A 12,987-nucleotide genomic window follows, 5' to 3' on the forward strand; every position below is an offset into this window, starting at 1 on the left:
CTCCAATTTTTGATGGCACCTAACACCATCGAGTTTGAACGGATAGATTTTTAATTGCCAAGTAATCACTAAATTGAGAGAGATATGATTACTTGGCTTTTTATTCAGTTACTTAGATTCTGTTACATTAATCTAAGTATAGCGTGCACAAATTATTTCGCGCGCGCTTCTAACATTGCTACAGCTGGTAACTGCTTGCCTTCTAAAAATTCTAAGAAAGCACCACCACCTGTTGAAATGTATGAAATTTTGTCTGCAACTTCATATTTATCAATTGCTGCAAGAGTGTCACCGCCACCAGCAATTGAGAATGCATTTGACTCTGCAATCGCATGTGCAAGTGCTTTGGTACCTTCACCAAATTGGTCAAATTCAAATACACCTACAGGGCCGTTCCAAACAACAGTACCTGCATTTTTGATAATCTCAGCAAGTGCCTTCGCTGAATCTGGGCCAATATCAAAAATCATGTCCTCTGAATCAACATCTGCAACTGACTTTAATGTTGCTACAGCTGTTTCTGAGAACTCTTTACCCACTACCACATCAGTTGGTACTGGAATATCGCCACCCGCTGCTTTTGCTGCGTTAGTTAGCTTATTTGCTTCATCAATTAAATCAGCTTCATAAAGTGATTTACCAACGTTATTACCCGCAGCTGCGATAAAGGTATTTGCAATACCACCACCACACACTAGCTGATCAACAACGCTTGAAAGCGACTCAAGTACAGTAAGCTTAGTTGATACTTTTGAACCACCCACAATCGCTACAAGTGGGCGCGCTGGGTTATCAAGTGCTTTACCAAGTGCATCTAGCTCTGCGGCAAGTAATGGACCTGCACAGGCAACATCTGCGAATAAACCAACACCGTGAGTAGATGCTTGTGCGCGGTGCGCAGTACCAAATGCATCCATTACATACACATCACACAGTGCAGCTAATTTTTTAGCTAAAGCTTCGTCGTCTTTTTTCTCGCCCTTGTTGAAACGTACGTTTTCAAATACAACCACTTCGTTGTCTTGAACCTCAACACCGTCAAGGTAGTCTTTTTCTAGGCGAACAGTTTGCTCTAATACGTCATTTAAATAGTTAACAACCGGCAGCATTGAGAATGCTTCATCGTATTCGCCTTCTGTAGGGCGACCTAAATGCGACATAACCATTACTTTTGCGCCTTTTTCTAAGGCTAATTTAATGGTTGGTAACGACGCACGAATACGCGCATCACTTGTTACTTTACCGTTTTTTACTGGAACGTTTAGGTCTTCACGAATAAGCACGCGCTTACCTTGTAAATCTAAATCAGCCATTTTAATGACAGACATTTGAGCTCTCCTTTAACATAAAAAAACCGCAAATTTGTTGGCAAACTCACGGTTATCTAAATCTAACTTTTTAATGCCATCGCTTCGGCAGTATCTAGCATACGGTTGGCAAAACCCCATTCGTTATCGCACCAAGCTAAGATTTTTACTAAGCGCTTGTGGCTTACTCGGGTTTGCGTACCATCGATAATCGACGAATGACTATCATGATTAAAATCAACCGATACTAATGGCTCTTCGGTATAACTGATAATACCGGCCAAGTGTTGATGCTCTGCATCTGAAAGTACTTTATTAACCGTTTCAATTGTTACATCAGTATTAAGTGTGACACTTAAATCCATAGCAGTAACATTGATGGTCGGTACACGCACTGCAATTGCTTCAAAGCGGCTTTTAAACTTAGGCAGAATACGCTCGATACCACGTGCTAGTTTAGTATCAACTGGAATAATCGATTGGCTCGCAGCTCGCGTTCGACGAAGGTCACTATGGTAGGCATCAATCACTTGCTGATCATGCATTGACGCGTGAATCGTAGTAATCGCACCCGACTCAATACCAAACGCATCATCAAGTACTTTAATCACTGGCACAATACAGTTAGTGGTACACGAACCGTTAGAGACGATAGTGTGCTCAGCTTTTAATTCATTGTCATTAATACCAAAAACAATGGTGGCATCCATATCGGCATCGGCAGGTTGCGAAAACAAAACTTTTTTCGCGCCAGCATTTAAATGTAGTTCAGCATGTTCGCGTGAGTGATATACACCCGTGCATTCAAGCACCACGTCTACATCCAATAAACCCCAAGGCAATTCATTTGGATTTTCTTCAGCAAATAACTGAATTAAATCACCATTTACTGTGATGGCATCTTGTTTTAATTGCACAGGAAACTTAAAACGACCATGAGAAGTGTCGTATTTTAATAAATGCGCGATACCTTTAGCGTCTGCTAACTCATTAATCGCAACAATTTGAATGTCGTTAGTGCGACCAGCTTCGTATAAAGCTCTTACGATATTTCGTCCGATTCGACCAAAACCATTAATTGCAACTTTGATTGCCATTAAGTTGTTTTTCCTAACAGTGCAATGCACTTTTCACAAGTGGTGAGAGGGTTAATGGCGGGTATTCTAAAGCAAAGAAATTGATTTCGATAGTGAAAAAAATTTATTCTTGGATTAGCAAATATAATGACACCGGTTACTTCCTAGGTATATCAAGGGATCCAGTAATTTCGCAAGTTTCGTGAAGATTTTTAGAAAAATGTGATTTTAATTTCTCCGTCAAAAATGACACCGGTTTCCCTAAATTTATTACGGCAATTTAGTGCTAATCACGCGCTATAAAAAAGCCTAATTTAGGCTTTTAAAGTCATCTAAAAAAAGCTGTAGATTTAGTCATTCATTTGCAACTTTTCTTCTTGGCGTAAAGTTAGCACTTCAAAGCCGTCTTTGGTGACTAAAATTGTATGTTCCCATTGCGCTGATAGTTTTTTATCTCGGGTAACTACAGTCCAACCATCGGATAGGGTTTTGGTTTTTGATGTGCCTTGGTTAATCATTGGTTCGATAGTAAACGTCATGCCTTCTTGAAGAGTCACACCACTTCCTTTTTTACCAAAATGAAGTACTTCAGGTGCTTCATGCATTTGCTGACCAATACCATGACCGCAATACTCTCTTACCACGGTATACCCTTGTTGCTCTGCATGTTGTTGAATTACCGCGCCGATATCGCCCAGTTTTGCACCCGGTTTTACCTGTTTTATCGCAAGCCATAGTGCCTCATAAGATGTATCAACCAAGCGTTTTGCTAAAGGCGCTACATCGCCAATACAGTACATTTTACTGCTATCAGCAATAAAGCCATTTTTCTCTAAAGTAATATCGATATTTATGATATCGCCATTTTTAAGCTTTTGCGTGCTACTGGGTACACCGTGACAAACCACTTCATTTATCGATGGATTGAGTACATATTTAAAGCCATATTGGCCTTTACTCGCAGGGCGCGCATTTAAGGTATTGGTAATATAGTCTTCAACAAAATTATTGATATCTAAAGTCGACTGACCAATTGCAATATAGTCATCTAGCGCTTCGAATACTTTAGCAAGCAATTGCCCTGATGTTCGCATAAATGCTATTTCAGAAGGATTTTTAATTATTATTTCACTCATTACTCGTTCCTTGTAACGCTACTTCGCGTAACAATTCCTTTTCCATTATTTCAGCAAAGGTCAAATTTGGATTACGCTCAGCGAGGCGCCCTACTTTTATCCAAAATTCAGCTTGAGAGTTGATAGAACGCACCATTACGGTGCTAGCATGACGAATTTCGTCATGTAATTGATCGGAAATTTTTACAATACCCATAGCTTTGCTTAAACCCAAATATACGATTTATATATAATACGTATATACACTATATAATAGCAATAAAAAATGGCGCCATAGGCGCCATTTTGGGCTGGGTAACAAATGAAATTATCTTGGCAGATTTTTGCTTAACTTTTTGTTTTTATTCATTACATCACTGTAATAACCATGAAGCGCTTCGCTTAACTGCCCTTCTTGGCGCTTTAACTTCTCTGCTTGTGAAATATTTTGCTGCTTTAATGTCACATTTTCAGCACGCAATTGATTTATTAAGTCGCCTTGCTGCTGTGCTTTGGCTTTTAAATCTTCTACGCTATGAAGTGACTCTTTAATCAACGCATTTAACTCTTCGTTGCGCTCATTAAGCTCACGGCAATGATGCTTCATAACTGATTTACTCATGTTGGCTTCTTCAACCTGCTGCTGTAAATCATATAATTTTGCTGTTAATTCAACACTTGGCTTTTTCTTAGCGTCTGCTAACTGTTCCATTAGTGTTTCGAGCATGGCATTTGAGTTTTCCCACTCACGCTCAATAAGCTGAACATGCTTAATGATCATGGCATGATCGTTTTGTAGCTGTTCAAATTGCTGCTGCTTTTCTAATAACAGTGTTTTCTGCTGAATTAGCTGTTCTGTCAGTGCTTTTTCATGTGCACGTTGCGCAAAAGAGGTAATATTTGCTTGTACGGGATCTGCACCACAAACAAGTTCAGGTGCATTTTGTTCAGAGGTAACCATCTCCCTTTCCTCGTTTTTATACCTATCAAAAGTTGGTCAAATTTTAGCAAGAGGATTGCTTTGGGGAGTTTGATCTAAATCAGTTTTTTTAATTAAGAATCGTTATCAAAGATAAAACTATTGCGCTAGATCAAAAAAGCGATGCATTTGCATCGCTTTTGATTATTATAGCTTTTTTTGCAATTATGCGAGTTGGTTTGCTTTCGCTACGATATTTTCAACCGTAAAACCGAAATGCTTAAATAGCTCATCAGCAGGTGCTGATTCACCAAACGTTGTCATACCAACAACTGCACCATTTAAACCAACATACTTGTACCAGTAATCTTCAATGCCCGCTTCTACTGCAATGCGCTTAATTACCGCACTTGGTAGTACTGATTCTTTATACGCCGCATCTTGTGCATCAAATAAATCAGTTGATGGCATAGAAACAACACGTACTTTTTTACCTTGCGCGCGAAGTTCAGCTGCTGCTTGCATTGAAAGTTCAACTTCAGAACCTGTCGCAATAAGAATAATCTCAGGCGCACCATCACAGCTTAATACATAACCACCTTTGCGAACATTTGCTAATTGCTCAGCAGTACGCGTTTGCTGTTGTAAACCTTGACGGGTAAATACCAGTGATGTTGGACCATCTTTACGCTCAATAGCATCTTGCCATGCAATTGCAGACTCAACTTGGTCACACGGGCGCCAGTTAACTAGGTTAGGCGTTAAACGCATGCTTGCTAGTTGTTCAACTGGTTGGTGCGTAGGACCATCTTCACCTAAGCCGATTGAATCGTGAGTATAAACAAAGATTGAAGGCTGCTTCATAAGCGCCGCCATACGTACCGCATTGCGCGCGTATTCCATAAACATAAGGAACGTCGCACCATAAGGAATAAAGCCTTTGTGAAGCGCAATACCATTCATGATTGCAGACATACCAAATTCACGTACACCGTAGAAGATGTAGTTACCTGATGCGTCATTTGCGGTTAAGCCTTTTGAACCTTCCCAAAGAGTCAGGTTTGAACCAGCAAGGTCAGCAGAACCACCCATAAATTCAGGTAGCATAGGACCAAACGCATTTAGTGCATTTTGAGATGCCTTACGTGTTGCTGGGTTGTCAGGGTTTGCCTGAAGGCCTTCAATATAAGCTTGTGACTTCTCAGCCCAATCAGCTGGTAATTCACCTTTTTGACGACGTTCAAATTCTGCCGCTAGTTCAGGGAAAGCTGCTTTATATGCGTCAAACTTCTCAACCCAAGATGCTTCTTTCGCAGTACCCGCTTCAACTGCATTCCAATCAGCATAAATATCTGCAGGAATATCAAATGCACCGTGCTCCCAGTTTAGGAATTCGCGTGCAGCTGCAATTTCAGCATCACCTAGTGGTGCACCGTGACAGTCGTGACTACCTGATTTATTTGGTGAACCATAACCAATCACTGTTTTACAACAAATTAATGTTGGCTTGCCCGTTTCAGCACGTGCTTCATCGATTGCTGCGCGAATAGCTTCGCTATCGTGGCCATCTACGTTACGTACAACATGCCAACCGTAAGATTCAAAACGTGCCGCTGTATCGTCAGTGAACCAACCTTCTACTTCACCGTCGATTGAAATACCGTTGTCATCCCAAAACGCAACTAGCTTACCTAATCCTAAAGTGCCTGCTAGCGAACACGCTTCGTGAGAGATACCTTCCATAAGGCAACCATCACCTAAGAAACAGTATGTGAAGTGGTCAACAATATCGTGACCTTCACGGTTAAACTGGTGCGCAAGTGCTTTTTCAGCAATTGCCATACCTACAGCGTTAGTAATACCTTGGCCAAGTGGGCCTGTCGTTGTTTCAACACCTGGTGCATAACCATACTCTGGGTGACCCGGTGTTTTAGAGTGCATTTGACGGAAGTTTTTAATTTCCTCAATTGGAAGATCATAGCCAGATAAATGCAGTAAAGAATAAATTAGCATTGAGCCGTGACCGTTTGACAGAATAAATCGGTCGCGATCAGCCCAATCAGGGTTTGCTGGATTATGGTTTAAATAGTCGCGCCATAGCACTTCAGCAATGTCTGCCATCCCCATTGGGGCACCTGGGTGGCCAGACTTGGCCTGTTGCACAGCGTCCATAGATAGAACGCGAATAGCATTTGCTAGTTCTTTACGTGACGGCATGGATTTTCCTACCTCATTATTTGTTTGCTGTCATAATTTGGGTACATTGCCTATTGGTATTGTGTATGCAAAAATCCAATACCAATAGGTCAATGTACCCACGCAGTTCTATTCTTACCTATAAGCACACGCGGAGCAATGGAAAACCGTCTATAATCTAGCTTCTTTATGCATAAAATATGATAGTTACAGTGAAGAATTTTCACTTTATATTTTTTTTAGACGTCTAGGCGTAAAATTATTGTTTGCAGCGTCGATATTAGTTAGAATACCCGACCATTTATTTTGAACCTGCGCAAATCCATGTGGCAACGCGCATTTTTGTGAGTGAGTAGAAATACCATGGCAAGAACTTTATTTACTTCTGAGTCAGTATCTGAGGGTCATCCGGATAAAATCGCTGACCAAATTTCTGATGCGGTTTTAGACGCAATTATCGCACAAGATAAGCACGCGCGTGTTGCCTGTGAAACAATGGTTAAAACAGGTGTTGCAATTATCTCTGGTGAAGTTACGACTGACGCTTGGGTAGACCTTGAGTCAATCACGCGTAAAGTAATCACAGATATTGGTTATACATCATCTGACGTAGGTTTTGACGGTGACACATGTGGCATCATGAACCTAATTGGTCAGCAATCACCTGAAATCGCACAAGGTGTTGACCGCGCTAAGCCTGAAGAGCAAGGTGCTGGTGACCAAGGTTTAATGTTTGGTTATGCAACTAACGAAACACCAACATTAATGCCTGCGCCACTTTACTACTCTCATTTACTTGTAGAGCGTCAAGCTGAAGCACGTAAGTCAGGTATTCTTCCTTGGTTACGTCCTGATGCAAAATCTCAGGTAACGTTTGTATATGAAGACGGTAAGCCTGTTGCAATCGATGCAGTTGTACTTTCAACACAGCACAACCCAGACATCGAGCAAGATGCACTAGTAGATGCGGTAATGGAAAACATTATTAAGCACACGCTACCAGCTGAGCTTTTAACTGAGAATACTAAATACTTCATTAACCCAACTGGCCGTTTCGTAATCGGTGGTCCTGTAGGTGACTGTGGTTTAACAGGTCGTAAGATCATCGTTGATACTTACGGCGGTATGGCTCGTCACGGTGGTGGTGCTTTCTCTGGTAAAGATCCATCAAAAGTTGACCGCTCTGCTGCATACGCAGGTCGTTATGTTGCTAAGAACATTGTTGCGGCTGGTCTTGCTGATAAGTGTGAGATCCAAGTTTCTTACGCTATCGGTGTTGCTGAGCCAACGTCTATCACTATCGACACATTCGGTACTGGTAAAATCTCTGAAGAGAAATTAGTTGAGCTAGTACGTGAGCACTTCGACTTACGTCCTTACGGTATCACTAAGATGCTTGACCTACTTCACCCAATGTACCAAATGACTGCAGCATACGGTCACTTCGGTCGTGAACCGTTTGAAATGACGGTTGGTGAAGATACATTCACAGCATTTAGCTGGGAAAAAACAGACAAAGCTGACGCTCTTCGCGCCGCTGCTGGTTTATAATAACCTTCTGATTTTGAAAAAGCGCCACTGGCGCTTTTTTTATGCCTAAAATTCAGTAAGTTGCTATGATAACCGCTCTAACAAGTGATAAAGAAACTACACGGTGAAGTTATGTACCTTTCAATCAAACATTACCCTGAAATAACAAACCATAGTGACCAAGACAGAATAACGCGCCTAGCCAAACCTTACCTCACAACTCCAGCAATTATTTACGTTATCCATTGTGTCATCTTGATAGCCCTCGTCATGATAGACATAGCCAGTGTGCAGCAACTACATCCTTTTATTCTAAAAGCAGGTTTGTTTATTATTTATATGATGGTTATGTATTTAACTGGTGTTAATACGTGGCAACGTAGCCAGTTTTTAATGCATCTTGATGAAATAAAGGCAAAAGCAGAACAATCTGATATCGCTCTTGCACAATCATCTTTATTTAATTATTGGCAAGATTATCAAGTAGCTAAAACGTTTATCGTAACAGCGCCTAGTTACTCACGGATACATACTTTCGAGTTTGGTTACTTAAGCCTTAGTGAAAATGGTGAAAAAGCGATGATCCGTGTATTAGAAGACGAAAGTTTAGCATCAAGCCAACTTAAAATAGCGATTTTAAATGAGCAAGTAATCCCTGCGGTGATTACAGAAAATACAAACGTCCTCTTAACCATAGCGGAGCAACCAATAAATGGCTCCATCAGCAAAATTAACCAAATAGCAAAACGTAAAATCACCACTAATCAATTAGCAATTAACTTTACGGAAAAGTTTCTGGTGATAGAGTTTGAACAATCGCCACATGAACTCTCACTGATAACAAGCGTAACAAACCCGCAAACCAAGCAATCCTATCAACTAAAACTCGTTGCCGTAGATAATCAAGATTATGTGGTATATAAAATCCTCGATGAGGATATCTCACGTCCGCTTTTGAGTGCAGATTTAATCATTTTTGAAAACGATAAAAAACAACGCGCCCATGTGCTCGGGTTTTCAGAGCTCGCTTCACACTTTGGCAATCACTATCCACTCAGTGGTGGTAAAATTCGCTGATTAGACTTTCCATCACAAATTGAGTATAAAAACATCTTCTAAACAAGGAGTACTTTGATGAGTAAAGGGTATGTAGTTGCGTTTGTACTTGGCGCATTTAGTTTTTTTGTTGTTTCAACGTTTTTTCATTCCGAGCATCTACAGCAAAGTACACAAACACTAGAACACACTCTCACAAGTAGTGAAAAATCAATTAACCAAGCGTTTTCGCAAACCCAACAACCATTTGAAAGCGCGTTGAAAAACACAACAAAATCGTTAGAAAACACCCTAAGTACGCTTTCTAAATCAGCGCTTATTGAAAAGGTAATATTGCTAGAAGATCAACTTGCTACCACAACTCAAAAACAAGAGCAGCTTATTGAAGAAGTTACACAACAATCGCAAAATTTAATAAAACAAAAAGTTGCTGAGCTAGAGCAGCAAATGCAACAACAAATTGACACTTTACTAAGTAAAGGCAGTGATAACTTTAATTTAGCTTTGCAGTTTGAACAACAAACACGTGATGATAACTGGGCTGAAAACAGCGAAGCGTTACTGAGCGATTTTTTTAGCACTCACGACTTTATAGATGATGTAAAACTTAATAACATCAAATGCCGCACCAGCATATGTCAAGTAAATTATCAATATGCTGATGATTTTGAATCATCACATCTCTTTAGACATCGTTTGTCTCAATTTATAACTAAACACAACTTCGGCTCAAGCCAATCACAAAATAACAATGGTGTCGTTAATATGCATATTGCGAAGTAGTTTAAATTTGGCCTAGATTGTTTTAATGCAGGAATATAACTTAAGCCGCTCTTTCATTTTTTTGAAGGTATTGAACACGTTTGATTTAGCAACAGAATTGCCTAGCCAGTGAGGAATTTTACCTGCAGGATCCGCAATCGCTTGGTATTCAATCGAAATTGAATTTGGACTACGTTGATTAATCACCCAACTCGCTTCAACATACTCAATACGAATGTAATTATCTTGTATTGGGTAAACATTTGGTGCAGCTTGAATGCCTATTTGCGTTTGTGAATTAGAAGTTCGAAAAATTCGTGAATACGTCACCATATCACGGTTTTTAATCGGCCAAGGTGCATTAAACCTCGTGTGTACAATATGTTCATCGGGTGATGGTGATTCAAGTACCGTAACGCTTTGCACATTACTTAGCCATTTGTCCGCATGTTGGGTATCAAATAGTAATGACTCAAAGGATGCTAAGCATCCTTCGGTTAAAGTGATGGCTTTTAGTTTAAGCAGTCCATTTGGTAATGCTTGCTGATAAACTTCAATCCCTTGTTTGTTTTTAACTTGCTGCCACTCTAATGCACTCAGTTGAGCGCAAAAAAATAACAGCAACAGCAAAATACGCATATTATTGCCAGTAAGGCTCCAATTTTTGACTTGCAAGACGGCTGTGCTCCATTGCCGCAAGTAACCCATCATTTTTCTGCGCTAACCACAGTAAAATACTCTTAAATCGCTCAGGTTCTTGTTGCGATTCACACAATTGTTTCAAGTAATCGTAAGTCGCAAGTTCATCCATACCATGAATTATATCAAGCCAGGGACCTCTAAACTCATCACGTAGCGAACCTTCAAATAGCTGACCTAAACAACAGCCACTCAATAGATTGCGATGTAATTTCTGGCGTTTTTCAATATAGCTCTCAGCACTTACTACATCATGCGGTAATAAATGCTGCATTTCTTGCCAATCATTTTCAAATAACTTCGCTGCAATCTCTTTAACTGGCGTACTGGCCGCGACAATTTGCTCTTGACCCCAATCATCACGCCAACGTTTTTCAATCAAAAACCGGGTTAAATCCAAGATCAACTGGTTATAACGTGGGCTGTGAAATATCGCTTTTAGATTTTTACGCGACGGTTGCTCTGCTTTCAGGTTATCGATAACTTGCTCAAGCTCTGGTGCCGCTGAAATACGCTTATGAAAAGCATGTTTTTTGGACGTAAACATACGTAATTGAATTGCGGTTTCAACCCAAGAAAAGGTTTCTAACAGCCACTTTAATTCTTTACGCAATGACTTAGTAACTTGTTTATCGGCCACTTCTTCAAATAACCAAAAACTATGACGAATTAGGCTCACCCCGTCCACAATGCGTTTTAAGGTTTTGAGTTTAGGCGCATCGATATAACATTGCTCATGCTTTTGCACAAACTCAATGCCATACTGTAAACACTTCTCAAGCGCTTGCTCTTGCGTTGCCGTTTCATCCAGTTGTACATAGCCTAAAAAGGTATCTGCAACTAATGGGGCATCGTCTGCTAAACGATATCCACGCGCGGCTTTACTGTACAAACCTAAGCGCACTTCACTGCAACTTATTAGCTTGTTTGCCAGCTCAAAAAGCTCGCCTCTATCCCCGCTGATTAATTCCATTTCAACTTCACAAATCGGCACACTTTGCCCTAAAGCGGAAATATCCCCTTTATCGAGTACCAATTCTATTTCAGTGCCTGATTCTGTTTCCAATAACCAAGTACGGCGAATAAAATTAGTATTAAAAATTGAAAATAAATTTTCACTAATCGCGCTTGGCTCAATACCCGCTGGCCAAATAGCACTGTCGAATAACGCAATATTGGGGCGCGAATTATTAATTGGCACATTGTATTCAGGGCGTTGATGAAAGCCACCTACCACTTTGCCTGCTAGCTTAATTGTTTGTTCACACTCACCATCAACACAACGCGTACGCAAACCAATATCAAGCGCTCTGAGCTCTCGACTAGGTGTGTCAAAGTAGGCGTTTTGTAAATTACGTGAAGCTTTATTACTGACTTTTTTTGAAAACTGAGTAATCAGTGCTGGCAGTTGAGAAATAACTTGTTCTGAAACTAAAAATTTCAGCTCTATTTCAGTATCCATTAGCTGGAGGATTGACCTATTTAATTAGCAAAGCCTAAGTAAAACTAAATCTGCGTTTAAATGCAACCTTTTACGTCACCACTTGTAAACAACAACTAAATTATTAGAAGGCCAAAGCATCGCGGGCAATTGCCTTTCTCGACTTGCTATTACACTGCTAAATCCATACTATGAAGCCTTACATACTGGACAACAACAATTAAAACAGGATCTTCCCATGTTTAAATCGATTGCTGGGTTTCTTTTATTAGCAAGTTTAAGCACAGCCATCCAAGCCGAAACGACACCTGAAAACGAACCGGCTACCGAAGTACTTGAAGTACAAACTTCAGAGACATCAACTTCTTCAACGGCTTATATTACAGATAACTTATTTGTTTATATGCACTCAGGTCCGGGCAAAAATTATCGTATTCTTGGTTCTGTGCAAGCAGGTACTGAGTTACAACTACTCGATGAAAACAAAGAATCGGGATACAGCCAAGTAAAAGACAGCCGTGGTCGCACAGGCTGGATTGATAAACGTAATATCAGCAAGCGTCCAGGTTTAGCACAACAAAACGCTAAGCTAAAAAGTCAACTGTCTGAACTTCAAGCTGAACTAAACTCAGCACAGCGTGACATGCCTTTATTACGCCAATCAACAAATGAGCTAGAAGTTAAAAACCGTGAATTAAGCGCTGAAATTGAAAGCTTAAACTCGCAAATTGCAAATTCGCGCAATCAAAAACAGCAGGCTTCTGACAAACAGCAAAAACAACTGCTGATTTATGGTGGTGGCATTGCATTTATCGGTATTTTACTAGGCATTATCATCACCATCGTATTATCACGCCGCAAGCGTTACGACGGTTGGGCATAAATG

General features: G+C 40.3%; 12 protein-coding genes. 4 read left to right on the forward strand and 8 right to left on the reverse strand.

Features of this window, described 5'->3' with window-relative positions; all coding sequences use genetic code 11:
• Window positions 1-152 precede the first annotated feature (152 nt).
• The 6 genes from AAEU29_RS07265 to tkt form a co-directional block, all read right to left on the reverse strand.
• Window positions 153-1,328 (reverse strand): phosphoglycerate kinase, encoded by a 1,176-nt coding sequence (locus AAEU29_RS07265; RefSeq protein ID WP_421972695.1) that lies wholly within the window; start codon window positions 1,326-1,328, stop codon window positions 153-155.
• Window positions 1,329-1,390: 62 nt separating this feature from the next.
• On the reverse strand, window positions 1,391-2,404 hold the full coding sequence (gene epd / locus AAEU29_RS07270; protein WP_421972696.1) for an erythrose-4-phosphate dehydrogenase: 1,014 nt from the start codon (window positions 2,402-2,404) through the stop codon (window positions 1,391-1,393).
• A gap of 329 nt (window positions 2,405-2,733) precedes the next feature.
• Window positions 2,734-3,519 carry a type I methionyl aminopeptidase gene (gene map / locus AAEU29_RS07275; RefSeq protein ID WP_421972697.1) on the reverse strand — a complete coding sequence of 262 codons (786 nt, stop codon included), beginning with the start codon at window positions 3,517-3,519 and terminating at the stop codon, window positions 2,734-2,736.
• Complete coding sequence (locus tag AAEU29_RS07280; protein ID WP_274761561.1) at window positions 3,512-3,715, reverse strand: ParD-like family protein; 204 nt, start codon at window positions 3,713-3,715, stop codon at window positions 3,512-3,514. Before AAEU29_RS07280 ends, map begins: the two co-directional genes overlap by 8 nt.
• Window positions 3,716-3,826: 111 nt before the next feature.
• Window positions 3,827-4,459, reverse strand: coding sequence for a hypothetical protein (locus AAEU29_RS07285; RefSeq protein ID WP_421972698.1), 633 nt, complete (start codon window positions 4,457-4,459; stop codon window positions 3,827-3,829).
• Between the two features lie 183 nt (window positions 4,460-4,642).
• On the reverse strand, window positions 4,643-6,634 hold the full coding sequence (gene tkt / locus AAEU29_RS07290; RefSeq protein WP_421972699.1) for a transketolase: 1,992 nt from the start codon (window positions 6,632-6,634) through the stop codon (window positions 4,643-4,645).
• Between the two features lie 342 nt (window positions 6,635-6,976).
• Here tkt and metK point away from each other — a divergent pair, with 342 nt between their 5' ends.
• The 3 genes from metK to AAEU29_RS07305 all read left to right on the forward strand — a co-directional run bounded on the left by metK (window position 6,977) and on the right by AAEU29_RS07305 (window position 9,982).
• Window positions 6,977-8,164 carry a methionine adenosyltransferase gene (gene metK / locus AAEU29_RS07295; protein WP_421972700.1) on the forward strand — a complete coding sequence of 396 codons (1,188 nt, stop codon included), beginning with the start codon at window positions 6,977-6,979 and terminating at the stop codon, window positions 8,162-8,164.
• A 111-nt stretch (window positions 8,165-8,275) separates the two neighbouring features.
• A complete protein-coding gene (locus AAEU29_RS07300) occupies window positions 8,276-9,220 on the forward strand; it encodes a hypothetical protein (protein ID WP_421972701.1) in 945 nt (314 codons plus the stop codon).
• Window positions 9,221-9,277: 57 nt separating this feature from the next.
• Window positions 9,278-9,982, forward strand: coding sequence for a hypothetical protein (locus AAEU29_RS07305; RefSeq protein ID WP_421972702.1), 705 nt, complete (start codon window positions 9,278-9,280; stop codon window positions 9,980-9,982).
• Window positions 9,983-9,994: 12 nt separating this feature from the next.
• Here AAEU29_RS07305 and AAEU29_RS07310 read toward each other — a convergent pair whose 3' ends face one another.
• Complete coding sequence (locus AAEU29_RS07310) at window positions 9,995-10,600, reverse strand: START domain-containing protein (RefSeq protein WP_421972703.1); 606 nt, start codon at window positions 10,598-10,600, stop codon at window positions 9,995-9,997.
• 1 nt (window position 10,601) lies between these two features.
• Window positions 10,602-12,122, reverse strand: coding sequence for a CYTH and CHAD domain-containing protein (locus AAEU29_RS07315; protein ID WP_421972704.1), 1,521 nt, complete (start codon window positions 12,120-12,122; stop codon window positions 10,602-10,604).
• Between the two features lie 217 nt (window positions 12,123-12,339).
• Between AAEU29_RS07315 and AAEU29_RS07320 the strand changes: the two genes are divergently transcribed.
• Window positions 12,340-12,984, forward strand: coding sequence for a TIGR04211 family SH3 domain-containing protein (locus AAEU29_RS07320; protein ID WP_421972705.1), 645 nt, complete (start codon window positions 12,340-12,342; stop codon window positions 12,982-12,984).
• Window positions 12,985-12,987: the final 3 nt, after the last annotated feature.

The sequence above is a fragment of the Pseudoalteromonas aquimarina genome, from assembly GCF_049257255.1.
Taxonomy (GTDB): Bacteria; Pseudomonadota; Gammaproteobacteria; order Enterobacterales; family Alteromonadaceae; genus Pseudoalteromonas.